The 23,956-nt window shown below is 46.9% G+C and carries 26 protein-coding genes; all 26 read right to left on the reverse strand.

What is annotated here, in order from left to right; genetic code table 11:
* Positions 1-192 precede the first annotated feature (192 nt).
* Positions 193-1,116, reverse strand: coding sequence for a hypothetical protein (locus tag OCL06_RS07550; RefSeq protein WP_262993154.1), 924 nt, complete (start codon positions 1,114-1,116; stop codon positions 193-195).
* A gap of 214 nt (positions 1,117-1,330) precedes the next feature.
* Positions 1,331-4,975, reverse strand: coding sequence for a hypothetical protein (locus tag OCL06_RS07555; protein WP_262993155.1), 3,645 nt, complete (start codon positions 4,973-4,975; stop codon positions 1,331-1,333).
* A gap of 268 nt (positions 4,976-5,243) precedes the next feature.
* Positions 5,244-6,704, reverse strand: coding sequence for a glycosyltransferase family 32 protein (locus tag OCL06_RS07560; RefSeq protein WP_262993157.1), 1,461 nt, complete (start codon positions 6,702-6,704; stop codon positions 5,244-5,246).
* The gene (locus OCL06_RS07565) at positions 6,694-7,566 is read right to left on the reverse strand and encodes a WcbI family polysaccharide biosynthesis putative acetyltransferase (RefSeq protein WP_262993159.1); all 873 of its coding nucleotides are present in this window, start codon (positions 7,564-7,566) and stop codon (positions 6,694-6,696) included. The genes OCL06_RS07560 and OCL06_RS07565 overlap by 11 nt, the downstream gene beginning before the upstream one ends.
* A complete protein-coding gene (locus tag OCL06_RS07570) occupies positions 7,563-8,345 on the reverse strand; it encodes a CatB-related O-acetyltransferase (RefSeq protein ID WP_262993160.1) in 783 nt (260 codons plus the stop codon). Before OCL06_RS07570 ends, OCL06_RS07565 begins: the two co-directional genes overlap by 4 nt.
* A gap of 78 nt (positions 8,346-8,423) precedes the next feature.
* A complete protein-coding gene (locus OCL06_RS07575) occupies positions 8,424-9,512 on the reverse strand; it encodes a glycosyltransferase family 2 protein (protein ID WP_262993162.1) in 1,089 nt (362 codons plus the stop codon).
* A 3-nt stretch (positions 9,513-9,515) separates the two neighbouring features.
* Positions 9,516-10,481: a sulfotransferase family 2 domain-containing protein gene (locus OCL06_RS07580; RefSeq protein WP_262993164.1), complete on the reverse strand. Its 966-nt coding sequence runs from the start codon at positions 10,479-10,481 to the stop codon at positions 9,516-9,518.
* Positions 10,482-10,502: 21 nt separating this feature from the next.
* Complete coding sequence (locus tag OCL06_RS07585) at positions 10,503-12,797, reverse strand: glycosyltransferase family 2 protein (RefSeq protein ID WP_262993165.1); 2,295 nt, start codon at positions 12,795-12,797, stop codon at positions 10,503-10,505.
* 684 nt (positions 12,798-13,481) lie between these two features.
* A complete protein-coding gene (locus OCL06_RS07590) occupies positions 13,482-14,792 on the reverse strand; it encodes a glycosyltransferase family 2 protein (RefSeq protein WP_262993166.1) in 1,311 nt (436 codons plus the stop codon).
* 475 nt (positions 14,793-15,267) lie between these two features.
* Entirely contained in the window at positions 15,268-15,669 is a 402-nt protein-coding gene (rplQ, locus tag OCL06_RS07595) for a 50S ribosomal protein L17 (protein WP_262993169.1), read from the reverse strand.
* Positions 15,670-15,710: 41 nt separating this feature from the next.
* Positions 15,711-16,703, reverse strand: a complete 993-nt coding sequence (locus OCL06_RS07600; RefSeq protein WP_262993848.1) for a DNA-directed RNA polymerase subunit alpha — start codon at positions 16,701-16,703, stop codon at positions 15,711-15,713.
* A 19-nt stretch (positions 16,704-16,722) separates the two neighbouring features.
* Positions 16,723-17,343 carry a 30S ribosomal protein S4 gene (rpsD, locus tag OCL06_RS07605; protein WP_218310942.1) on the reverse strand — a complete coding sequence of 207 codons (621 nt, stop codon included), beginning with the start codon at positions 17,341-17,343 and terminating at the stop codon, positions 16,723-16,725.
* A 24-nt stretch (positions 17,344-17,367) separates the two neighbouring features.
* Positions 17,368-17,760, reverse strand: a complete 393-nt coding sequence (rpsK, locus tag OCL06_RS07610; protein ID WP_073325331.1) for a 30S ribosomal protein S11 — start codon at positions 17,758-17,760, stop codon at positions 17,368-17,370.
* Between the two features lie 16 nt (positions 17,761-17,776).
* Positions 17,777-18,133: a 30S ribosomal protein S13 gene (gene rpsM / locus OCL06_RS07615; RefSeq protein ID WP_262993173.1), complete on the reverse strand. Its 357-nt coding sequence runs from the start codon at positions 18,131-18,133 to the stop codon at positions 17,777-17,779.
* Positions 18,134-18,292: 159 nt separating this feature from the next.
* Positions 18,293-18,406: a 50S ribosomal protein L36 gene (gene rpmJ, locus OCL06_RS07620; protein WP_128786443.1), complete on the reverse strand. Its 114-nt coding sequence runs from the start codon at positions 18,404-18,406 to the stop codon at positions 18,293-18,295.
* A gap of 25 nt (positions 18,407-18,431) precedes the next feature.
* Complete coding sequence (gene secY, locus OCL06_RS07625) at positions 18,432-19,751, reverse strand: preprotein translocase subunit SecY (protein ID WP_262993175.1); 1,320 nt, start codon at positions 19,749-19,751, stop codon at positions 18,432-18,434.
* 5 nt (positions 19,752-19,756) lie between these two features.
* Entirely contained in the window at positions 19,757-20,191 is a 435-nt protein-coding gene (gene rplO, locus OCL06_RS07630) for a 50S ribosomal protein L15 (protein ID WP_262993176.1), read from the reverse strand.
* A gap of 3 nt (positions 20,192-20,194) precedes the next feature.
* Positions 20,195-20,374 (reverse strand): 50S ribosomal protein L30, encoded by a 180-nt coding sequence (gene rpmD, locus OCL06_RS07635; protein WP_262993178.1) that lies wholly within the window; start codon positions 20,372-20,374, stop codon positions 20,195-20,197.
* Positions 20,375-20,380: 6 nt separating this feature from the next.
* Positions 20,381-20,881, reverse strand: coding sequence for a 30S ribosomal protein S5 (gene rpsE / locus OCL06_RS07640; protein WP_262993179.1), 501 nt, complete (start codon positions 20,879-20,881; stop codon positions 20,381-20,383).
* 9 nt (positions 20,882-20,890) lie between these two features.
* Positions 20,891-21,244 (reverse strand): 50S ribosomal protein L18, encoded by a 354-nt coding sequence (gene rplR / locus OCL06_RS07645; protein ID WP_262993180.1) that lies wholly within the window; start codon positions 21,242-21,244, stop codon positions 20,891-20,893.
* A 12-nt stretch (positions 21,245-21,256) separates the two neighbouring features.
* Positions 21,257-21,790, reverse strand: a complete 534-nt coding sequence (gene rplF, locus OCL06_RS07650) for a 50S ribosomal protein L6 (RefSeq protein ID WP_262993181.1) — start codon at positions 21,788-21,790, stop codon at positions 21,257-21,259.
* Between the two features lie 14 nt (positions 21,791-21,804).
* Positions 21,805-22,197 carry a 30S ribosomal protein S8 gene (gene rpsH, locus OCL06_RS07655; protein ID WP_262993182.1) on the reverse strand — a complete coding sequence of 131 codons (393 nt, stop codon included), beginning with the start codon at positions 22,195-22,197 and terminating at the stop codon, positions 21,805-21,807.
* A 12-nt stretch (positions 22,198-22,209) separates the two neighbouring features.
* A complete protein-coding gene (gene rpsN, locus OCL06_RS07660) occupies positions 22,210-22,515 on the reverse strand; it encodes a 30S ribosomal protein S14 (protein ID WP_262993183.1) in 306 nt (101 codons plus the stop codon).
* A 13-nt stretch (positions 22,516-22,528) separates the two neighbouring features.
* The gene (rplE, locus tag OCL06_RS07665; RefSeq protein ID WP_262993184.1) at positions 22,529-23,068 is read right to left on the reverse strand and encodes a 50S ribosomal protein L5; all 540 of its coding nucleotides are present in this window, start codon (positions 23,066-23,068) and stop codon (positions 22,529-22,531) included.
* A 16-nt stretch (positions 23,069-23,084) separates the two neighbouring features.
* A complete protein-coding gene (rplX, locus tag OCL06_RS07670) occupies positions 23,085-23,399 on the reverse strand; it encodes a 50S ribosomal protein L24 (protein ID WP_262993185.1) in 315 nt (104 codons plus the stop codon).
* Positions 23,400-23,411: 12 nt separating this feature from the next.
* Positions 23,412-23,780, reverse strand: coding sequence for a 50S ribosomal protein L14 (rplN, locus tag OCL06_RS07675; protein ID WP_262993186.1), 369 nt, complete (start codon positions 23,778-23,780; stop codon positions 23,412-23,414).
* Between the last annotated feature and the right edge of the window lie 176 nt (positions 23,781-23,956).

Raw genomic sequence — 23,956 nt, forward strand, 5'->3', positions numbered from 1 at the left:
ATCAATAATATTGTCGAGTAAAGCAAGATAACGATGGCAAAGGGGTTTATTGTCTGCAGTAAACGCCTGCGACACATAAAAATTCGTGAGTGGTGATGCTGCGTTGAAGGGAGGGGCGGCTTGTACTTCTTATAATGAAGGCGCCGCCCACTGTTTGACCAGCCGTTAACGGGGGGGCAAAAGCTGTTTCTTTTACACGAACTGAATTTTGTCGCCTGTGTCTTCGAAATACTGTTGAAACAGCGCTTCGTTAACAGTCGCAAATGCGTCCAAGAACGCTTCAGCTGATTCCTCCGACGCTATATCTAAGCGACCTTTGAATGAATCTGCTACTTCCTGTCGCAGCTTTCTGAATTCTTTTGCAGTAAGTTCGCTGTCGCCGCTCCGTTGCCAGTAATTCAAAGCGCGCAGTAGGTTTACGCCCTGAATACTCAACGACTGGTTTTCAACGCTCATTTCAAAATTAAGGTTTTCGGTTGTGGGGAAAAGAGACGCGAAATCTTGTAACAAATCGCCTTCTTTTAACATGGCAGGCTGGAATACTCTTACCGTTACATTTCCACTACCTACAAAGTCGCACCAGTTTTGATAAACCGCCTCAAAATTATAATAGTACGGCAAGCCCGCTTTGGTATTCGGAAACGTAAACGGGGCTGAGTATCCTGCTTTCAAGGCAGTGGCATAATGGCTAATTGCCATTTTGTGCTGCGGCCGTATGTACATAATTACTTGGATGTTTGATGCCACACACTCAAAGAGTGTTCTCAAACGCTCAAACTCTTCAGTTGTGGAGATTTGGCTGTGAAGCCATTCGCACGATATTAACATGGCGCTGCAATCGGTATCTTGCACTTCATTATATAGTGCAGACTGTACGTCATCCCGAAAGTCCTGCAGGCTGGTGTCCGGCCCTAAAAATTGTGTTAAGCCCTTATCCTCGTTAGCCGCATAAATACCTATTTTGGTGTTATTTTTCTTGCCTAAGGACTGGCAAACTCTGATACCGCTTTTTTCAAACGCATCTCTGTTTTCATACGTGAAGTGTTGAATTGAGGTAGTGCCGGTTTTTTCGCAGCCAATATGCAAATAGAGAGTATCGAGTTTTTTAGTTACCACGGGACAGACCATATCGTTACTTAGATTTAGAATTATCGCATACGGCCATTGGTATTTACATAATTCATAATGAGATATGGGTCGGCCCTGACGGTTACGGACACAAAATAGTTATTAACCTTAATTGTAGCGCATAAAAAAAACGCCCGGTGATATGACCGGGCGCTTGCTTTACTGGGCTATGGGGCAGTTAACTTAATAACTGTACTATCGCCTATTTGGCCATCTCCCACTTCCCGCCTACCGTTTTTACCACGCCGGCGGCGATGCGATTGGGTCCGTCCATTAGGTGGATGATATTTCTGCCGCCCTGACTGTTATTCCGCCACAGAAAATCAACGCGATCATCACCGTTAAAATCTTCTATTTTTGCTAATGTCCAGGCGGTATCAATCTGGGTAATTAAATCCTGCCCAATCACTACCCCGTCTTGCATGTAATACACGGATGTCCTTCCGTCATTAGTGTTTCTCCAAATCAGGTCGTCAGTTCCGTCTCCATTCAGGTCGCCGGTACCGGCCAGTTTCCACGCTGGCGGGGCGATACTGCCAGTATTGGCGTTTACCAAGGCACCATTGTTGTTTTCCAGCGACCACAGATAAATGGTGCTTTGCTTGCGGGTGACCAGTTCTAGTGTGTCGTCGTCGTGGAAGTCACTAATTCCTTCCAGTACATGGTTATCAAGAGTTGCACTTTGTCTAAACACTTTTGAAGTGCCATTCATAAACCAAATACCCAGTCGGTTTTTCTCGGTATCCAACCACACAAGGTCGTCGTCATGATCCCCATCCAGATCACCTACCAGACTCAGCTCCCAGTTTTTACTGACATCCGCTACCCGGGCTTTTTTAAGAATGGTTTTACCGTCCATCATGAAGATGTAGTTCATGCCACCGAACTGGTTAGGGTCGCGCCAGAAGAAATCTGACTTGGCGTCGCCATCAAAATCACCAAGGGTAATAGTCCAGTTCTCACCCTGCACCACGTTAATTGGCGTTAAGTAACGAATTTTCTCCCCTGCTATACTCCAAAGGAAATTCCAACCTCTGGTGTTGCTACGGTTACGCCAGACAATATCAGCTCGTGCATCGCCATCAACGTCTGCCCGGACTGGCAGCTCGGAGTTGTCACCTATGCCATCACCGTCGGTATCCAGCCATTCGGTTGGATCAGTAGGGAATACATCCACAGAGTCTGAGAATCCATCTCCATCTGAATCAGTTTCCAGCGGAGAAGTACCGGCCTGATATTCTTCCAAATCGGTAAGGCCATCACCGTCGGTATCAGTCGCGGGATCTTGTGCTACCAGTGGGTTTAACCCGTAGGTTTCTTCCCATTCGTTCGGCATGCCATCGCCGTCAGCATCGGTCGACGCGAAAAACGGCTGCATGAAACTTCCCCATACATTGCCATTGTCATTGTCCCGTGAACCGTAAACTACTAAATCTCCTGTACCGCTGATAGCCGGTGAAAAGATACTGCTATCATCAGGCGCTGCAACACTGTTGTTCACAATGCTGAGCTTACTATTTTCCAAATCAACAACAGCAACGCCTACGCTTCCGCCATTGTCATAGTTAAAGGCCAGACTTGAACCATCAGCAGCTAACGACGGTGCATCTATAGGTGCGAGGACATTCCCGTTCTCGTCTAAGTTTACTGCCACCGCGGCAGTGGCTTCGCCCGCCACCTTAACGATAACTGGTAGACTGGTACTGCCGTAGCCGGAAACAATATTTGATGCCTCGGTAGTGAAGGTGACGACTTCACCATCCCCTGAAACATCGGGCAGGTAGGAATTTGCGTTACCTGGCTCTCCGGTCGCCGAGGCAGACAGCAAACTGTTTTGCCCTGAAGCTATGTCATACTCTACTACCTGAGAGAAATCAGTGGCCATGGCCCACACGGCAGGCTTAGTCGATTGATAAACAACGGTAGTACCATCGGCTGATATATTGGCCGCTGAAGAAGCTCCGGCTAATGTTCCGCCCCATGCAGGGTCAGCTTTACTCGCCAGGGTAATAGTGCCTGCAGTGTGATCATAAACAAACACATCCCACTCAGCCGACACAGAATCAGACGTCAGATTTTGCGCGTCAGAGATAAAACTAACCCGGGTTCCGTCAGCAGAAACCGTGGGTTGATAGGACTCGCCATTAGAGCCGGCTGTTATAAGTGTAAGCTCACCACTATCGCGCTTATAGAGGTAAACATCCGAATTGCCAGATGTGTCCTGAGGATGGAGATTGGTTGCTGAAGAGCTGAAAACCAGAACATTGCCATCGTCGCTCAGGTCAAACGTGGTACCGAATTCTCCGTCCACATCTTCTCCATTGAGACCAAGGCGGATATGTTCCATCTGCTGTAGCTGCAAATCATATAAAAAGAGCTCATCAAACGCAGAATCGCCAACGGTAGACAGCGCTTTGTCATCAGATTTAAATAACAGGAACCGCCCATCTTCTGAAACCGCAACACCGTCAACGTCATCTAGTGTGCCGCTAGTCTGGGGGATGTTCACTGCTTCAATCGTGCCATCCTCAAGCTTTGCTCTGAATACATCAAATGTGGCATCTGCATCGTTAGGGATAAAAGTGGGGCTACCCGATTCAAACACGGCGTACTTCCCGTCGCCACTCAGTTTAACCTCGTACGCACCTGACGCACTCTCGGAATTCTGAACTACGTGCTGCGAGATAAGCGTAGTGGTTCCGGCGGTCAGGTCTCTCACATAGGCATTATCACCATTAAAGCTACTGCTATCGAAATTACCCGTAATATCCTCATATACGAAAGCCACTTTCGTACCATCGTTACTGATACCCAGTCGTAAATCTCGCTCAGCGGTGCCCTCATCATTCAGGCCCGCATTAGTGAGACTTACCAGGTCAGTAGTGCCGGCCGCCATATCTCGAATATATACGTCTGGAGCACCATCAGTATCAGCGGCTGCCAATTGCCCGTTGGAAATAAAGGCAATCTTGTTACCATCGTTACTCATCACGCTGGTATAACTGCTGGCATTAGTCGCCTGTTCACCTGAGGTAGACTGACTTACTAATTCAATAGAGCCATCCTGCACGGTATAGCGCACCACATCTATAAAGGCATTATTGGCATCCTCTCCGGGGATAATACTGGAGGCTTGAGTCTGAAAGGTTACATATTTACCGTCCCCACTAATATAGGGTACATCTGAATCATGATCTGCCTCGGTCGACCCGACCTTGGTTAACCTAACGGTAGTCCCTTCAGCTCTGTTCCGTAAAAATATATCCCGGCGTCCATTACTATCGGCAAGTTGGGTATCAAGATTGGTGGCATCGCTGGCAAATACTACAAGATTGCCATCATCGCTCACCGCCGGTGCAAATGAATGACCATTTGCCGGGGTTCCATCACTGCTTACCGAAATTAACTCAAAAGATTTTGACTGCCCATCCCATAGATACACATCGTTCTGCGTGGTGCCGCCGGAGGGGAGTAAATCTGAAGAGGCAGAGTCAAATACAATAAATCGTCCGTCGCCGGACATAAACGGCCGGTTACTTGGCGCTGCTTCAGAAAGTGCGACATCGGGATGCTTTTTAGTTACCAGCTCAACTTCGCCCGTAGCCATATTTTTGCGGTATATGTCACATCTATCCTGTGTGTCCACAATGATATTCTGTGAACAGTCTACAAACGCGGTGAAATCTCCTGAGTCTGAAACGTCTATACTGTAGCTGTTGTTCAGGCTGTAGTGCACTGGGCTGATAAGTTCCGTGTTGCTAGTTAGCCATGTGGTGGCCTGCGCAAAGCCGGAAGCCAGAGCCACTGAACAACCCAGGGCTATTTTCTTCTTGGAAAAGAGTCTCATAATTGCCTCATTTATACGTTAAAAGCTTATGAGATGGAGCTGTTGAAGGGTGATGTCTACCGAGTCAACTCATCCATGTCAGTACTATGAGATCTACTAGTTGGAAAGTAACTTTTTAGATCATACTTTAGGATAAGATTTTTGAAATTACCTGACCATTTTCGTGTTAAGGCAACTCGCTTTGTCTTATCTCTTATTGTTACTTAACGATCTCTTCCTCAATAAGCGTCGTAGGTTAAACGCCGACTCTGCAGCTTAAGGTAAATATCTATCTTAGGGCGTCCAGCTTCGCCATAGCTCCACGATACCAGAATGCCAGCGGGCTGGTCAATTTATCACCTCTCAAGTCCATCGTATGAAGCTTCTCAATTACCTCACGTGTTAGCTCAATGGGAGCATGAAGAGCGCTCTCTAATGCCCCAAACTCAATATGCGTCACTTGCAGCGCGCCTGTACTACCAACGTCGGCGTGGAAAGTCACTACAATGTCACCCATGTGGGTGCTATTAAGTTTAGTATCTTCTACATTAATTGCTAACCATGTACGCGAACCTGATCTGGAGTGACCATGCAAATTTAGTTTTCGAAAGCTGATTGTTGCGGCATGCGCAGTGTTAGGGGGTATGGCAAAGTTAGTAGCTAAAAGGCGAGTCTGCCATGAAACGGGACAGAGTTCGGCGTCGGCCGCCTCCCTAGTGAGTTCTGCGTCTTGTAAACTCGACTGTAATACCGTGATTAAGTCGTTTATCACCGCGTTGTCATGGTTAGTCAACCCACTATACGTATTTCCGCACCTTACTCCGTGCTGGGTAATGCGCATAAAATTACAAAGGGTGTTGCGTCCCGAAGCAATAAAGCACTGCACGGGAATATGGGGTTGGCGGTCAGGCGAATAAAACTCGAGCGACACGCCTGATTTGTCCCAGTTAATTGCTAAAGGAAACTGTTTAAAAGTCTCACCATTTGATTTAAATCCAGATACCTGGATAAAAGCCCTCGCGCCGTCCTCTTTTTCATGACCGCCGGTAACCCTCAGGGACACACCTTGAGAGCGCAGTGATGCTACCTGCGCTTTAGGTTCAACGGGCTGTTTAGGCATAGCGGGGGCAGTATTGCCGACAAACACACTTTGGTTTTTTTGTACTTTCGACCAGTGTTGCTTTTTGTGCTCCAGTTCGTTAACCACCCGAAAAGCTTTTACATGTTTCTGCTCAACTACCCGAATGACACTATCGTACTCACCGCCATCTACCACCTGATTAAAAGAAGCAGGGCCGGTTAATTTCCATACGTCATTGGACGGCCGCTGCTCCAGGTTATCAAGTATGCGATGCCAGATTGCCTTCAGGCCTGGGTTACCCGCCTTGCACGAGATCATTCCGTTCCAAATACCACCGTGCCATTTTCGCATAAGCACTAGTTCGTCATTATCTGGCAACAGGTCAATGACCGCGGCTGAACATTCAGTGCCTGCGTCTATATAAAATCCACCATTCGCCAGACAATAAGCGACCCTGAAGATATCAGATTGCATGGCCGGCAACGCGGCCTCGTTGAACAAACTGGCCACGTGTGCCCCGTATTCCTGTTCAATAAAGTCGCTTGCTGTTTTGGTATTGAACAGTAACATTTCAGCCTGAGGATTATTTTCCTTCCAGGTATTACGTAGTTGTGCGATATCCGGTGGGAGGTTCTGCTGATTCCAAAACTGAATTACTTTATAACTCACGGTATTTATCCTTCAGGAAGTCAGCATTTTTATCGTAAATTTCATAAAAATATGCCACCAATTCCGAGTTAGAATATTCACAGGCACCTCCCAGCTGAATTTTGGCGCCGTCGATAGCGAGTAATTTCTGCCCTTTTGATTTTTTCTGAGTAGGCAGGGTCAACCCCAACCCCGGAGGCGGTACAGGGATCAGCAAGTCGAGAGGCTCATGTGGCTTTTCGGGTAATGAGGCGTAAATGTTCTCATTAAATACATCTCTGCAAATACGCACTGCGTATTCGTACAACAAAGCCGCAGTGGGATGATTAAACGTAAAAAACATGCGTGCGGCTTTCCAGTTTTCCTCGATAAAGTCGGCAATCGGTACATCGACTTTGGCTTCACGCCTTTTCAGTTCGGCGAGCGAGGCTTGCTGTTCGTCACCGTATTCCCTGCTGTTGTAAAATTCATCTTCAAGCCACTGTACTACCTGACTTTGATCTATGCCTAACAGCCAGCCTTTCAGGATGGTCAGATTGTGGTAGTCTCCCAGCGGTCCTTTCAGGGTTCCTTCCGACGGATGTCTGATATACATCAGGTCAGGGGTATAACCACTGAAGTAGAGGTTTAGAATAGTAAACACCTTGCCGGGATAGCGTGCACGCAGTTCACATGTACGGACAAACTTACAGGGATATTTGTCGGCAATATTTTGAGTAATGATCACATCGGCTTCTTCAAACGCAGATGCATAGTCAGGCTCATCTTTGTCTTTCAACAGATGCACAATGGGTGTTGCTGTAATTTCAAGTGTCGGAATTAGCTCAGTTAAGTACGTGGCCAACGGGCGGGCCTGGCAATTACCTACTACTACGGCTTTCATTGTCTCTCCTTAAACCACTTGGCATCTACAGCCTGATAGTTACACAAACCAACCTCGCCTTTTGCAATTTTTTCGCTAGCGCTACCGATGAAATCCTCCACCTGTACGTCAGTGCGCTGCCCCTGTATTAAACCCGCCAGTTCGTAATTCCACCACTGAAGGCTGTTTAACTTCTCAATTACCCCGTCTTCGAAGCGGTACTTTATCACTCGGGCTGGCGTGCCGCCGACTATCGCGTAAGGAGGAACGTCACGGGTTACCGTGGACTTCGCTGCCACAATGGCACCGTCACCTATATTTACTCCCCTGGCAAGGGTGACATCTTCACCTAACCACACATCATTACCGATTGTCACAGGTAGATGATTTTTAGGCTCTGCGTTAGCACACTGCTGGAACTTCAGCGACTGTTGATCTTTCAGATATTGCTGACAAATGATAAAAGTCGGGTCGTAGGTTATCGACGCACTGGTAAACCGGCTTTTCGGGTGGTCTGGTCCCATCACGTTAACCCGCGCACCAATCGAGCAATACCTGCCCACCTTGGTATTCAGCGGTAACGGACTGCGCGAGAAGCTGTGGCTCCCCATGGAAAACAACAGTCGCCCGTTTATATAGCACGTGTAAGGTTCAATACGGACATCCGACAGATACTGTAACGACTCAGCAGGCCGGAATCGCCCTGCAACCTTATCGTCGCCTTTAGGGGAAAAATATACCCGCTTTTCATTGAGTTCGGTGAGAAGAGCATCAGTCACCTGAATCTGTTGGCGGCTCATGTGCAAATACCTGTTAGCTGTTTTTTTATCATAACGTTCTTTACTTATTAGTTAACGTCAATGTTACATACATTTGCTTCACCCCGAGACACTTTTACTGTCATTAAGGTCTTGCAGAATAGCTTTCACTTCGGGGATATCTACCCTTTTTAGGGCACGATTAACTCGGTCTGCATGTTCAGGGGGTATCCGTTTAACCAGGTCGATAACCTCTGAGTAGCCTTTTTTAACAAAACGCCGGCCTAGGTCAACTTCACGCTGAACCGAGGGTTTACTCAGGCAACCCTGCATATATTCTGAGTACTGCCGGTAAGACTCTTCGTCGAACGTGACTGTAGTTAAGTGGGGGAACGGGCCATAGCCGTTGCGATTACTCTTCAGCGAAGCTATACCTTCATTCTTGTGGGCCTTATTTGGTCGCCCCCGCCCCAGCAAAGACACATATTCTATCTGGCTGCGGAACATTCTGTGCACGATAAACCAGCTATCCATTGGCCCTGATAAGGATTGCTTGCTTAGCAGCGCATGCTCTTTCCCTTCAGCTATGAATACCCCGCCGGTGACACACTTGCGCAGCAAAGCTGAATGCGTGGGGCCGTGGGGTGTCATTGCTTTTACCTTGGCCGTAGTGGACACCAACGCTTTCACATGCACATTTTTTGATAGCGCCAGTTGCTGGCTTATCGCCGGCGAGAACGGTTCGGCAGGCTCCTTTTTATTCCCCCACTGGAACACCAACACATCGAAGTCTTTAACCCTTTCTATTAGTGCTGATAACGGTTCGTTTAGGTTCTGTGGCGTAAGAAATTCATCCACATCTATAAACAAGCAGTGCGTAAACCCTGCTGCTGATGCCGACTTCAGCGCAGTCAGGTAAATAGTTGTCTGCGGATTTTTTACGGATGAATTGAAAACATCATCGGCGTTGATGAATTCTACACGGGGCTCGTTTGCAAACACTTCCCTATAGTTTTCAGTGTTATCGCTGCAGCGATTGTAATGCACTTCAATGTGATCTACCCCTATATAAAGGTGATGGTAAAGCCATTCAGGGAGATAGGCTGCCTCATTTTTCGCAATGGCTACCAGCTTAACACTCGGCTTTTGCGGCGCCTTGTCAGTCCGTCGCAACACAACATCACGGACTTTTCGAAACAGACTTGCCACTGCTTACACTGCCGTATCTTCAAATAAGACTTGCTCGGTTTCCCGACAAATAAACTTAACAGTGCTTCCCGCTTCGATATTGTCAGCGTAGCGATAGCTGAGTCCCACATAACCATTTCTGTGAATTGCTCTTTCCTTTGCCAACGGTCGGTAAGAGGCAAAAGAAGTCTGATCTACAATCTGCTCATTTACGACCACATTTGCTGTAATCGCTTCCTCTTGTTCGAAGCAGGCAGCCCAGCCATTAAACTGACGCCCCTTATCTTTAGGATCAACATGTAAATGACCGCTTCTGACGAAGGGGACGTCGTTCTGTAGGGCGTGCTTTTGTCTTTCGAAACGCTTAAGTGCATATTCGTACAAGGCAAAGTCTTGTTGATTCATTTTTTGAATCAGCGCCAGCTCCTCTGCAGATAACTGGTAGGCGTGCTGATTTTTGCGCTCATTTTTATTAATTTCCAGGAACTCAACCGAGGTGCCATAGTACTGATTGAATACCTTCAGCGACTCTGAGAATTGCTCAGTGATACCAATAAAACCAATGGCGTCGTGCCAGATTCCATTGAGTGCTTTTGACTGCATATTGGCAAAACGTCTTTCGCGGATAAAGTCAGCAAAACTTCCCTCGTAACCATGGAGCCGGGAAAAGTGTTCGTAGTGAGACCGCACTTGCTGAGCCGGATTGCGAACAAAAGTCACCACACTGCGAGCAGGAAAGAAAGGTGCATACTTCGGATAAATAAAGTGACCTGACAGGAATTTAGCGTGCTGCTGCACAGCACGTCCGGCCATATGCCGGTCCTTGAGTTGGTACTCGTACTTCAGGATATCCTGATGGGTTTCCTGGGCGCCCGCGCCGTAATCATAATAAGTGGCCTCGGTACCAAAGTAACGTTCCGCGGCCACCCTAAAGCTGGAACCCGCCGTTTTTGGAATATGGATAAAATATAAAGGAGAAGTAATACTCATAGGTTCTCTAGAATTCAATAATCAACGCAGAGAGAAGTTTTCATGCGTCAGAGATAAGTTCGGATTATACGCGGGATCGTTGTCTAACAGTTCAGCCCATGACTTTCTCATAAAATCAGATTCACCGTTAAACCGTTTTATCTTTTCCGGGCTGTCTTCTTCACCGCGACTAATAGATTCATGATGGTACAGTTCTGCCCAAGGGGTAAATACGTTTTGGTAGCCTGCAGTCAGCACTTTCAGACAGAAATCAACGTCATTAAATGCCACTGTGAGGTCTTGTTCGTTTAACCCATTTACCTGCTGATACACTGTTTTGCGTACCAGCAGACAGGCAGCGGTCACCGCAGATACGTTCTGCACTAAGTGCAGGCGTGTAAAGTAGCCTGGTTCATGTTTAGAAAAGTACTTATGTGAATGTCCCGCAACGCCACCTATGCCAAGGATCACGCCTGCATGCTGAATCGTGTCATTTGCGTAAAAGAGTTTGGCCCCCACACAACCTATGTCTGGCCGTATAGCGTGTGACACCATTTCTGTGAGCCACTCTGGGGTTATCACCTCAATATCGTTATTTACCAGCCCGATGACCTCACCTTGCGCGTGACTTACTGCAAAGTTGTTAATTGCGGAATAATTAAAGGGTTGGTCCCATTTAAGCAAGGTGAAATTGCTGTACTGTTGCTGGTACTTTTCGAATAGTGCCAGCGTATCTTCACAGGTAGTCTGATTATCCACAACCAGCACTTCATAGTGCTTGTAGGTTGTAAGACGGTAGATAGAATCCAGACACTGCTTAAGAATGTCATACCCATCGCGTGTAGGAATAATGAGGCTTACCAAGGGTGCAGGTTCCGGAATCGGCCAGCACACCTTATATGTATTCGGGTAGCGCCCTAACTCTGCCGTTGCACCAGGGTGATTGCTATTCAGGTAGTCAGAGACCGCCGTCAGTCCGGCTTCTGAGGTATAGCTTTTTGCTGAAGCATCCGCGGCAGTAGAATTCTCAATGACACGCCAGTGATAAAGGATATACGGCAGGTGAACAATATTGTCTGCTGTTAAGTGCGCCGTCGCCCGCAACAGCAAGTCATGATCCTGTGACCCTTCTACGCCTTCCCTGAAGCCCCCTATTTGCTCCAAAAGCTGGCGCTTCATCGCAACAGGGTGACAAATGTAATTTTGGCTTAGCAGTAAATCGCGGTTCCAGTCGGGTTTGAAGTGCGGCTGATGGCGCTGACCTGCCTCATCAATTTTATCTTCATCCGCATATACAAGCTTCACATCCTGATTTTCATGGATAGCCGCAGCAAACAGCTCCAGTGTATAGTCGGCCAGCATATCGTCATGGTCCAGCAACAGCACAAAGTCCATCTCGGCCAGGGCCAGTGCTGCATTGCTAGACTTTGAGATATGTCCGTTAGTTTGTAAACATTGTAATTTTACTTTTTCCGGATACTGGCGCTGAAAGTCATGTAATACATCCAGCGTCGCCTGACTGGTGGAGGCATCATCTGCAATGCATAGCTCCCAGTTACTATAGGTTTGTCTCACCACCGACTGCAAACATTCTGACAACAAATCCGGATCGGTGTTATACGTGGGCAGCACAACCGAAAAGCCTGTCTGGCCAGTGAGTTTTGTATGGCGCCGGGCCTTTTCCAGAAGTTTCTTTTCATCCAGTCTGCGCCACGCAGCATAACTTTTCTCTGTGTGCGTAGCGGAAAAGGTTTCATCGTAGAGGGCAGCTAACGCCAGTTGTCTGGAGACATTACCCTCGAACCGGGTACCCACCATTGCGTTAATTTCTTTCGCTGACCCGCTTTCAATCTCGCTGTGCAGCTTAACAACGCGCTCTGTGAGTGATCGTTTGGCAAGATAGGCCGGCACCTTGATTAACAAGCAGGTATTTAGCTCAAAACGGGTTTCAGACTCACAAGGGTCAAAGCGAATATGGCTGACAGCCTGCTTTAAAAAAAATATGCGATTCACAAACTTCTGACTGGTCCACGGCACATCCTTCACCTCAAGCTCGCCATTCTTGTAGTGGATATAAATTCGCCCCAACTGCGACTCATGGTTTTCTTCGGTCAGCTTAATTCGCAACATGTACCAGCCTCGATTAAAGCGGCGACCAAATACAGACTTTGCCGGGTAAAGCAGAAACTGCGGATCATTACCCTGAGTTTGCCAACGAGTACCTGTGCGCTCTGAGCCTAGCTGCTCAAGCTGGTGATGGGGAACAATGGTTATTTTTTTGGCAAATCTTACTGCCAGGCGTTTCAGATTGGCAGGACTGAGAAATTTAGAAATCAAGGCGACAGTAACTCATGGTTGTTCGAACAGAAATGACGGGAGTATCTGATACTCGCAATAAATACGTTAAGTCGAAGAATTGTAACTTATTTAAAAGGGAAGTCATATGCTCTCGTGATTATCCTGACGCGCAGTGCAAACATTGAGATGCTCGATATTAGGGCATTAGCAACGTTAAGGTGTAGGACAAGTTGTGGGCGTATTCCCAAAAATCACAAACATGCTCAGGTCGGGTTTATTGTTTCTTACAAATACTTGAGCTGGTGTCATCATTCCATAATTGGTAAGTAGGTGCGCCAATTATGGAAGAGCGTCAGAGTAAAGCGCCGCAAGCGACGTCGGTGACCTATGTGCATCGAGAGTAGCGCCCAGCTCCTGAAGTCATCACGAATCTAAGACATACTCGCCAAGCGTATCGCGTGATCGGCAGTCCGGCGGGAGCCGGAACCATTTTTTATATCATCACGAACGATACTCTTGCGATTTTACCCTGCGCACTATCGCGCAATGCGCATAATGAAGGGCGTTAACCCAGTTAATTACCAGCATCCTAAACGTCCACTAGGAATGCAACAAAAGAGCATGTTGCTATCCCAAACCTTTTGGACAGGCAACTTGGTGACCGCGCCAATTCAGGTTGGTTTGATCAAAAACAACTAATTTCAGATACTCACAAGCCTTTTGTTAGTGATTAATTGTTTCAATCTCTTTTAAAAAATCCGCTTTTTCATTTGCATCTACCCATGCTGCACGTTTGTGAGATTCTTTGCTTATTTCCTTTTTGAGCGCTCGGTTTTTTTCTAACTGCTCAGGATTTTTGAAAGTAGGCGCATCATCAGAGTTTAACCCCGTGTTAATGGCTGGATAAACCCACTGTTTTTCTGTTGTGCCGTTATAACCCTGTCGAATAAATCGTTCAGTCCACTCAACATGTCCTGCACCATAACCATTGAACCTTGGATCAAGGTAGCCAACATTATCCATTGCTTCCTTACTACAAGCTGTGCACTGCCCCGTAACCAGCTTGCATAAATAAGGCGCTGTACTAGACCCCGTGCCAGAAACAACTGTCTCTTCTTTTTTAATAATCCGTTTATGAGCATAATTAATGTGCCCCCATAAAAGAGCTGCTATCACCCATTCTTTTTGCCAGTTTTCTTTATTTGGGCGACAGTCATCTTCTAACAGAATTAAAACATCCACTTTTTTAACGTCATTAAGATAGTACAACGCTCTGTTCTTATTCCGAACAACACCTTTATTCACGCAACTTGTGTGGGGAACACCATTCTGTTCACACCAGTCTAGCGTTTCGTCTTTACTGCCGTCGTCAGCAACAACAAGCTGATAGTCACCCTTTGTGAACGCCCTGATAGCATCGACCGTTTTTGCCAGATAATCTTTTCTGTTGTAGGTGATAACGCCGATTCCTACATTTAATTTGGCTATATATTCGTCTGTTATCGAATCGAACAGACTTGAAATTAGCGGTCCATCAGGGCGAAGTATCTTTGCTCTTGCAATTAGCCAGAAGCTTGTACACTTATTTACCTTTCTAAAAAGAATGGCTAGGTCTCTGAAGACCTCTGGGGCAAGATTTTCGTTCATTATGAATTGCCTAACTGGAAAATTTGCGTGATTCAGTATTAATGTAGCTAGCGTAGTGATATCAGTAGAGGGCGAGCAATTAGCAACCATTGCTTTAGCAGTATCTGGCGAAATTCTTATTTTTATATGTTTATTAACTTCGCCATTTTCAAAGCCAAGAAGGTTACCAAGCTCTTTATTCCCTTTATCTATTTCCTGTTGAACAAAGGCCTGTTCAGTATTGGTTAAGCAGCTCCTACCAACCATAGCTCGCATGCGGGTTTTAACACTATTATGTAATTTCGCGCTGTTTAACCTTTGGCGTATGACTTTAACGTAACGCCCTGCTTGTTGCTTTATCGCAACGGCCACCTTGCGGAAGTCTTTTTGTTTTAAAGATTTTGTCATTTTGATATCACTTTAATAAATCGAACACTACAGAAGTCATACTTTTTAGTTGGCAAGTTTTATGTAGTTCCCAATATCTTCAAATATTACTCTCTGAATCTGTTTTTCTCTAACCATAACCTTTTGGCCTGTCTCTAAAGTTGGTGGGTATTTATCTGAGTCGCGACCAATAACTTAAACATTTCCCAGCCGTTCTTGGTAACGGTTTTCATACTCTATTGATGACAAAAGTTTATGGGAACCGTGGGTGCGATTACTGTTATTAAGCATTTAGGTGTTATCAGAGATTATCACTTATGGCATCAGCCCTGTTTGAGTAGAGCCTCCAGCTGATGCGCTCGCGTTCAGCAACTGGGGCAGCTAACTCACCAGGCATCGGATAAACGACGCCAGTTTAAGCATTTATAAGACACAAAAAACCCGGCCTAAGCCGGGTTTTTAACAAATCCTGATTACTCAGAATAGCGAGTATAACTTACTCTTCAGTCGCTTCTACTGCTTCTTCTTCAGCTTCTACAACCGGACGGTCAACTAGCTCAACGAATGCCATAGGAGCATTGTCGCCGGCACGGAAACCGCATTTCAGAATGCGCGTGTAACCGCCTGGGCGAGCTTCGTAACGAGGACCAAGCTCGTTGAACAGTTTACCTACAACCTCTTTATCACCTGTGCGGGCGAAAGCCAGACGGCGGTTTGCAACGCTGTCTTCTTTAGCCATGGTGATAAGAGGCTCGATTACGCGACGTAATTCTTTCGCTTTTGGTAACGTCGTTTTAATCACTTCGTGCTTAACCAGTGAACCGGCCATGTTTTTGAACATAGCTTGACGATGGCTGCTGTTGCGATTCAACTGACGACCACTCTTACGATGGCGCATAGTTTTATCCTTCTCTACAAATCAGTTTGATAAAAACCTGATTAATCTTTTTCAGCGATGCTCTCTGGCGGCCAGTTTTCCAGGCGCATGCCCAGAGACAGACCACGAGATGCTAGAACATCTTTGATTTCAGTTAGCGATTTCTTACCCAGGTTAGGCGTTTTAAGTAGCTCAACCTCAGTACGCTGAACCAGGTCACCAATGTACTGGATAGCTTCAGCTTTCAAACAGTTTGCAGAACGTACTGTCAGTTCCAGGTCATCAACCGGGCGAAGCAGAATCGGATCAAACTCCGGTTTCTCTTCTTTCGCTTCTGGCTCAGACACATCACGTAAGTCTACGAATGCGTCAAGCTGTTCCGCTAGGATAGTCGCAGAACGGCGGATCGCTTCTTCAGGATCCAGAGTACCGTTCGTCTCCATATCGATGATCAATTTGTCTAAGTCTGTGCGTTGTTCAACACGGGCAGACTCAACAGTGTATGCAATACGTTCAACTGGGCTGTATGAAGCGTCAACTAACAAACGACCAATTGGACGATCATCTTCTTCAGAGGAGCGACGAGTAGACGCAGGAACATAACCGCGACCCATTTCAACCTTCACGCGCATGCTGATTTCAGCTTCGCCTGTCAGGTTACAAATGACGTGGTCAGGATTCACAATTTCTACATCGCCGTCATGCTGAATATCACCAGCAACAACAGGGCCAGCGCCAGATTTCACTAGTGTCAGGGTCGCCTCGTTTTTACTACCATCAAGGCGAACCGCTAAACCTTTCAGATTTAGCAGGATCTCAATCACATCTTCCTGAACACCTTCTTTGGTGCTGTACTCGTGTAGCACGCCGTCAATTTCAACCTCTGTTACTGCACATCCTGGCATGGATGACAGTAAAATGCGGCGCAGGGCGTTGCCCAGAGTGTGGCCGAAGCCGCGCTCCAGGGGTTCCAAAGTTACTTTGGCACGAGTAGGAGAAAGGTTTTCGATCTCAACTAATCTCGGTTTTAGGAATTCAGTCACAGAACCCACAATGCTTCCTCTTTAGTTAGCTTTACTTAGAGTAAAGTTCGACGATCAACTGTTCGTTAATATCGGCAGACAGGTCAGTTCTTTCAGGAATACGCTTGAACGTACCTTCCATCTTGTTGCTGTCTACTTCAATCCAGGTAGGCTTCTCACGTTGGTCAGCCAGTTCCAGAGCAGCCACGATGCGCGATTGCTTCTTAGCTTTTTCACGAACAGAAACCACGTCTTCGGCAGTAACGTTAAAAGATGGAATGTTTACCACTTTGCCATTAACCATAATCGCTTTGTGGCTAACCAGCTGACGCGCTTCTGCACGAGTGCTGGCAAATCCCATCCGGTAAACTACGTTATCCAGACGCTGCTCAAGCAGTTGCAACAGGTTTTCACCGGTGTTGCCTTTCAGACGGGCAGCTTCTTTGTAGTAGTTACGGAATTGCTTTTCCAATACGCCATACATACGACGTACTTTTTGCTTTTCACGCAGCTGAACACCGTAGTCAGACAGACGGCCACGACGGGCACCGTGCTGACCAGGCGCTGTATCGATCTTACATTTAGAATCGATTGCGCGAACGCCGCTCTTCAGGAACAGGTCTGTTCCTTCGCGACGGCTAAGTTTGAGTTTAGGACCCAAATATCTTGCCATGATCTTTCTCCAACTGTCCGTCGATTAAACGCGACGTTTTTTCGGTGGACGACAACCGTTGTGAGGAATAGGGGTCACATCGGTAATGTTTGTGATCTTATAACCTGTTGCGTTAAGAGCACGGATCGCAGACTCACGGCCTGGACCTGGACCTTTAACGAACACTTCTAGGTTCTTCAGACCGTATTCTTGTGCGGCTACGCCAGCACGCTCAGCAGCAACCTGTGCAGCAAAAGGGGTAGATTTACGTGAACCACGGAAACCTGAACCACCTGATGTCGCCCATGCCAGTGCATTGCCTTGACGGTCAGTAATAGTCACAATTGTGTTGTTGAAAGACGCATGGATATGAGCCATTCCGTCTGCAACCTGACGTTTTGCGCGTTTACGCGTACTACGAGTAGGTGCTTTTGCCATAACTTATCTCCCCCGCTTACTTCTTGATTGGCTTACGAGGACCTTTACGGGTACGCGCATTAGTTTTAGTGCGCTGACCACGTAGAGGCAAGCTACGACGGTGGCGGATGCCACGGAAGCAACCCAGGTCCATCAGACGTTTGATGCTCATCGATACTTCACGACGTAAGTCACCTTCAACGGTGAATTTCGCCACTTCATCACGAAGCTTATCAATAGTAGCTTCGTCTAACTCTTTTACTTTTGTGTTTTCTGCAACACCAGCGCCTTCACAGATGCTTTTCGCACGTGTAGGACCAACACCGTAAATTGCCTGTAGGGCAATCACAGTGTGCTTGTGTTCAGGAATGTTAATGCCAGCGATACGGGCCATTAACAGCACTCCTCTAATTATTGTTGACGGCCTAAAAAGCCCGATAGGATACTTACCCGTCAACTAAATTGCAAATTAGGTTCAGGCTACTGAATACAAATGGGCAGAACCTGTTGTCAGGTTCTGCTTACATTCGATTCGTATTCTGTACCGCGAAGATTAACCTTGCCTTTGCTTATGCTTTGGCTCAATGCAAATCACACGCACAACACCGTTGCGCTTGATGACTTTGCAGTTACGGCAAATCTTTTTTACTGATGCACGAACTTTCATTACATCACTCCGTAGTAGGCTAAGCTTATCGGCCGTAGCCTTTAAGGTTAGCTTTCTTCAGAACAGACTCATACTGAGAAGACATCAGATGGGTCTGCACCTGCGCCATAAAGTCCATGATAACTACCACAATAATCAGAAGCGACGTACCACCGAAGTAGAACGGCACATTCCAGGCAATCAGCATGAATTCAGGCACCAAACAAATAAAGGTTATGTAAAGTGCGCCAGCCAGTGTCAGGCGAGTCATTACCTTATCGATATATTTTGATGTTTGTTCACCCGGACGGATACCAGGGATAAACGCACCAGACTTCTTCAGGTTATCTGCCGTATCACGCGGGTTGAAAACCAACGCCGTGTAGAAGAAGCAGAAGAAGATGATGGCTGCTGCATACAACATCACATACAGCGGCTGACCAGGAGAAAGCATTAATGCTACATCCTGCAACCACGCTGTAGATTCATTCTGACCGAACCATCCTGCGATGGTTCCCGGGAACAGAATAATACTGGACGCAAAGATGGGTGGAATAACACCAGCCATATTGACCTTAAGCGGTAAATGCGTGCTCTGTGCCGCAAACACCTTACGGCCCTGCTGACGCTTCGCGTAGTTTACCACAATACGGCGTTGTGCGCGTTCTACGAACACCACCATATAAGTCAAACCAATGACAATCACACCTATCAGTAACAGGAACAACAGATTAATGTCACCCTGTCTTGCTTGTTCCGCAGTCTGACCTATCGCTGTTGGCAGACCGGCAACAATACCAGCAAATATCAATATAGAGATACCGTTACCGATACCCCGCTCAGTAATTTGCTCACCCAGCCACATCAGGAACATCGTTCCTGTGACCAAGCTCACTACTGCCGTAAAGTAAAATCCGAAGCCAGGACTTATCACCAATCCATTAATCAGGTTGGGCAGGCCAGTCGCAATTCCAATTGCTTGGAACGTGGCCAGTACTAACGTTAAATAACGCGTGTACTGACTGATTTTGCGCTTGCCTGCTTCACCTTCTTTTTTAAGCTCCATCATCGGTGGATGAACCACCGAGAGCAACTGCATAATAATGGACGCAGTAATGTATGGCATAATGCCCAAAGCCAGAACGGATGCTCGCTCAAGGGCGCCACCGGAGAACATGTTAAACATCTCTACGATGGTGCCTTTCTGTTGTTCAAACAACTGCGCGAGTACCGCAGGATCGATACCAGGAATAGGCACATAGGAGCCTAGTCTGAATACTACGATCGCACCAAGTACGAACAACAATCTTGATTTCAGCTCACTCAGGCCGCTTTTAGCGCCTGAATCCAATCCTGGTTTAGCCATCTAGCTTATTCCTCTACTTTACCGCCAGCAGCTTCAATCGCTTCTTTAGCGCCTTTAGTAACCTTCAACCCGCTTACCGTTACCGCGCGTGATACTTCACCGCTCTTAACGACTTTGACGAACTGCATTTCTTTCTTAACAAGACCTGCAGCTTTCAGAGTCTCAAGCGATACGGTATCACCTGCTACCTTCGCGATTTCAGTCAGTGTAACCTGGTCAGTAACCATGCCCTTACGTGACGTGAAACCAAACTTAGGCAGACGACGCTGGATTGGCATCTGACCACCCTCAAATCCTGGCTTCACAGAACCACCTGAACGGCTTTTCTGACCTTTGTGACCACGGCCACCGGTTTTACCAAGACCTGAGCCGATACCACGGCCAACACGTTTACCAGTATTTTTTGCTCCTGGTGCAGGAGAAATATCGTTCAAACGCATTTCTTACTCCTCCACTACTTCAACCATGTACGAGACACGGTTGATCATGCCACGTACAGCTGGGGTGTCTTCCAGTTCACGGACATGGTTGATTTTACGCAGGCCTAAGCCTTTCAGCGTCGCTTTGTGCTTTGGCAAGCGGCCAATTGCACTCTTCGTTTGCTTTACTTTAATCGTTGCCATGTCTGATTACCCCAAAATCTCATCTACAGACAATCCACGTTTCGCGGCTACCTGGGCTGGAGAATTCATCTCTGTCAGCGCGTTGATAGTTGCACGAACTACGTTGATTGGGTTTGTAGAGCCGTAACATTTTGAAAGTACGTTCTGCACACCAGCTACTTCAAGTACTGCACGCATTGCACCGCCGGCGATGATACCGGTACCTTCTGATGCAGGCTGCATGTACACTTTAGAGCCAGAGTGACGACCCTTGATTGGGTGCTGCAGTGTGTGGCCGTTCAGGTCAACGTCAACCATGTTGCGACGTGCCTTTTCCATAGCTTTCTGGATTGCAGCAGGCACTTCACGTGCTTTGCCGTAACCGAAACCTACGCGACCATTACCGTCACCCACTACTGTCAATGCAGTGAAACTGAAGATTCGACCACCTTTAACCACTTTAGAAACGCGGTTTACGGCAATCAATTTCTCTAACAGTTCACCATTCTGAACATCTTGTTTAGCCATTATAAACTCCTAGAACTGAAGGCCAGCTTCGCGAGCTGCATCAGCCAATGCTTTCACGCGACCGTGGTATTTAAACCCGCTACGATCGAAAGCAACATCTTTGATGCCTTTCTCGATAGCACGTTCTGCGATTGCTTTACCGACTATCGCCGCTGCTTCAGCGTTACCAGTTGATTTAAGATCTTTTGACAGATCTTTCTCAACGGTAGAAGCCGCTGCCAATACTTCAGAACCGCTAGGCGCGATCAGCTGAGCATAGATGTGGCGAGGTGTACGGTTTACAACCAAGCGATGCGCGGCCAGTTCACGAATTTTTGCGCGTGCGCGAGTTGCGCGACGAATGCGAGCTGTTTTCTTATCCATCGTATCACCCACCTACTTTTTCTTAGCTTCTTTACGGCGAACGTGCTCGTCTGCATAGCGTACACCTTTACCTTTATAAGGCTCTGGTGGACGGTACGCGCGAATGTTTGCCGCAACCTGTCCTACCACCTGCTTATCGGCGCCTTTGACGACGATTTCAGTTTGGCTAGGAGTTTCAACCGTAATGCCTTCTGGCATTTCGTATGCAACAGGGTGAGAGAAACCAAGCGTCAGATTTAGTTTGTTACCTTGTGCTTGCGCACGGTAACCAACACCATTTAGCTGCAGCTTTTTCTCAAAACCTTGTGATACACCCTGAATCATGGTGTTCAGAAGTGCGCGTACAGTACCTGCTTGCGCCCATGCATCAGCAAAACCTTCGCGAGGCAGTGCTTTCAGCTGGTTTTCTTCCTGAACAATTTCAACAGCATCGTTGAAAACACGGTTCAGTGTACCGTTTTTACCTTTTACCGAGACTTCTTGACCGGAAATAGAAATTTCTACTCCTGATACAATGTCTACTGGGGCTTTTGCTACTCGTGACATTTCAACTCCTCCGATTACGCAACATAACCGATGATCTCACCGCCCATGCCAGCATTACGCGCCGCACGGTCAGTCATCACACCTTTAGAAGTCGACACGATAGCTACGCCCAAACCGCCCATTACTTTTGGCAGCTCATCTTTTTTCTTATAGATGCGCAGACCAGGTCGGCTAACACGCTCGATAGTGTCAATTACTTGCTTTCCTTCGAAGTACTTTAACGTCACTTCTAAAGAAGGCTTAACGTCACCAGAAACAGCGAAGTCAGTAATGTAACCTTCAGCTTTCAACACACCTGCGATAGCAACACGCAGTTTTGAAGAAGGCATAGTTACAGATACTTTCTGCGCCATCTGGCCGTTACGGATGCGGGTAAACATATCCGCGATAGGATCTTGCATGCTCATTTTAGCTACTCCTTACCAGCTGGCTTTTTTCAGGCCAGGGACTTCACCGCGCATTGCCGCTTCACGCAGCTTAATACGGCTAAGACCGAATTTGCGTAGGTAACCATGTGGGCGACCAGTAATACGGCAACGGTTCTGTTGACGTGCTGGGCTGCTATCACGTGGTAGTTGTTGTAGCTTCAGAACAGCATCGAAACGCTCTTCTTCAGTTGCGTTTACATCGCTGATAGTCGCTTTAAGTGCGGCGCGCTTTTCAGCGTACTTAGCTACTAGCTTTGCACGCTTGACTTCACGAGCCTTCATTGATTCTTTTGCCATAACCCTACACCCCTTATTTTCTGAATGGGAAGTTGAACGCGGTCAGCAGAGCACGTGCTTCTTCATCAGTGTTCGCACTGGTAGTGATAGTAATATCCATACCACGAACTTTATCCACTTTGTCGAAATCGACTTCAGGGAAGATGATTTGTTCACGCACGCCCATGCTGTAGTTACCACGACCGTCGAATGATTTTGCACTCAGACCACGGAAGTCGCGGATACGCGGGATAGCGATTGATACCAAACGCTCAAGGAATTCCCACATACGCTCGCCGCGTAGGGTTACTTTACAGCCAATCGGATAACCTTCACGGATTTTGAAACCCGCTACTGATTTTCTGGCAACTGTGACAATAGGTTTTTGACCAGCGATAGCCGCCATGTCAGCTTGAGCATTCTCAAGCACCTTTTTGTCAGCAACTGCTTCACCCAGACCCATGTTCAGGGTGATTTTCTCAATCCGAGGGACTTGCATGACGCTTTTGTAATTGAACTGCTTCGCAAGTTCAGCTACTACTGTTTCTGTATAGAAATCATGCAGTTTCGCCATCGTACTCTCCAATCAATTAAACAAGTTCGCCGTTAGACTTAAAGAAACGTACTTTCTTTTCGTCTTCGAAACGGAAACCAACGCGATCTGCTTTGCCCGTTGCCGGGTTAACAATCGCTACATTTGAAACGTGAATAGAAGCTTCTTTCTCAACAATTCCACCAGGAACCTGCATGTGCGGGTTCGGCTTCTGGTGCTTCTTGACAAGATTTACGCCTTCTACAACTACACGGTTATCAGCAATAAGCACTTTCAGGACTTTGCCTGTTTTGCCTTTGTCTTTACCCGCTAATACGACTACTTCATCATCACGACGAATTTTATTAGCCATTATCGTGACTCCTTATAGTACCTCTGGGGCCAATGAGATGATTTTCATGAAGTTATCACTTCTCAACTCACGGGTTACCGGTCCAAAGATACGCGTACCAATTGGTTGCTTGTTTGCATTAAGCAAAACAGCCGCGTTACCGTCAAAGCGAATAGTAGAACCATCCGAACGACGAACGCCTTTTCTAGTACGCACCACCACTGCATTCAGTACGTCACCTTTTTTAACTTTACCGCGAGGAATTGCTTCCTTAACAGTAACTTTGATGATGTCACCGATACCTGCATAACGGCGATGCGAGCCACCAAGAACCTTAATACACTGAACCCTGCGAGCGCCGCTGTTATCTGCAACGTCCAGGTTAGTTTGCATTTGGATCATGTTAGTGCTCCGCTCTATTAAGACTCTCCCGAGTCGTTATTGCTGTAAAAAACAACACTCTTTGTTGTTTTTATGTACATACCCCCATAAAAAGGGCGCGAAATGATAACAGAAAATATCGGGGAGCGATAGCGGAAAAGTGAATTAATTTTAAACGATAGGTGGCTGGGAAAAGC

The sequence above is a fragment of the Alteromonas salexigens genome (assembly GCF_025628895.1).
Classification (GTDB): Bacteria; Pseudomonadota; Gammaproteobacteria; order Enterobacterales; family Alteromonadaceae; genus Alteromonas; species Alteromonas salexigens.

What these genes read in the sequence shown, in the direction of transcription:
- OCL06_RS07555 (WP_262993155.1), bottom strand. Translation starts at nt 4,975, where the DNA reads ATGAGACTCTTTTCCAAGAAGAAAATAGCCCTGGGTTGTTCAGTGGCT.
- OCL06_RS07565 (WP_262993159.1), bottom strand. Translation starts at nt 7,566, where the DNA reads ATGAAAGCCGTAGTAGTAGGTAATTGCCAGGCCCGCCCGTTGGCCACG.
- OCL06_RS07570 (WP_262993160.1), bottom strand. Translation starts at nt 8,345, where the DNA reads ATGAGCCGCCAACAGATTCAGGTGACTGATGCTCTTCTCACCGAACTC.
- OCL06_RS07580 (WP_262993164.1), bottom strand. Translation starts at nt 10,481, where the DNA reads ATGAGTATTACTTCTCCTTTATATTTTATCCATATTCCAAAAACGGCG.
- OCL06_RS07590 (WP_262993166.1), bottom strand. Translation starts at nt 14,792, where the DNA reads ATGACAAAATCTTTAAAACAAAAAGACTTCCGCAAGGTGGCCGTTGCG.
- rplQ (WP_262993169.1), bottom strand. Translation starts at nt 15,669, where the DNA reads ATGCGCCATCGTAAGAGTGGTCGTCAGTTGAATCGCAACAGCAGCCAT.
- rpsD (WP_218310942.1), bottom strand. Translation starts at nt 17,343, where the DNA reads ATGGCAAGATATTTGGGTCCTAAACTCAAACTTAGCCGTCGCGAAGGA.
- rpsK (WP_073325331.1), bottom strand. Translation starts at nt 17,760, where the DNA reads ATGGCAAAAGCACCTACTCGTAGTACGCGTAAACGCGCAAAACGTCAG.
- rpsM (WP_262993173.1), bottom strand. Translation starts at nt 18,133, where the DNA reads ATGGCCCGTATCGCTGGCATTAACATTCCTGAACACAAGCACACTGTG.
- rpmJ (WP_128786443.1), bottom strand. Translation starts at nt 18,406, where the DNA reads ATGAAAGTTCGTGCATCAGTAAAAAAGATTTGCCGTAACTGCAAAGTC.
- secY (WP_262993175.1), bottom strand. Translation starts at nt 19,751, where the DNA reads ATGGCTAAACCAGGATTGGATTCAGGCGCTAAAAGCGGCCTGAGTGAG.
- rplO (WP_262993176.1), bottom strand. Translation starts at nt 20,191, where the DNA reads ATGCGTTTGAACGATATTTCTCCTGCACCAGGAGCAAAAAATACTGGT.
- rpmD (WP_262993178.1), bottom strand. Translation starts at nt 20,374, where the DNA reads ATGGCAACGATTAAAGTAAAGCAAACGAAGAGTGCAATTGGCCGCTTG.
- rpsE (WP_262993179.1), bottom strand. Translation starts at nt 20,881, where the DNA reads ATGGCTAAACAAGATGTTCAGAATGGTGAACTGTTAGAGAAATTGATT.
- rplR (WP_262993180.1), bottom strand. Translation starts at nt 21,244, where the DNA reads ATGGATAAGAAAACAGCTCGCATTCGTCGCGCAACTCGCGCACGCGCA.
- rplF (WP_262993181.1), bottom strand. Translation starts at nt 21,790, where the DNA reads ATGTCACGAGTAGCAAAAGCCCCAGTAGACATTGTATCAGGAGTAGAA.
- rpsH (WP_262993182.1), bottom strand. Translation starts at nt 22,197, where the DNA reads ATGAGCATGCAAGATCCTATCGCGGATATGTTTACCCGCATCCGTAAC.
- rpsN (WP_262993183.1), bottom strand. Translation starts at nt 22,515, where the DNA reads ATGGCAAAAGAATCAATGAAGGCTCGTGAAGTCAAGCGTGCAAAGCTA.
- rplE (WP_262993184.1), bottom strand. Translation starts at nt 23,068, where the DNA reads ATGGCGAAACTGCATGATTTCTATACAGAAACAGTAGTAGCTGAACTT.
- rplX (WP_262993185.1), bottom strand. Translation starts at nt 23,399, where the DNA reads ATGGCTAATAAAATTCGTCGTGATGATGAAGTAGTCGTATTAGCGGGT.
- rplN (WP_262993186.1), bottom strand. Translation starts at nt 23,780, where the DNA reads ATGATCCAAATGCAAACTAACCTGGACGTTGCAGATAACAGCGGCGCT.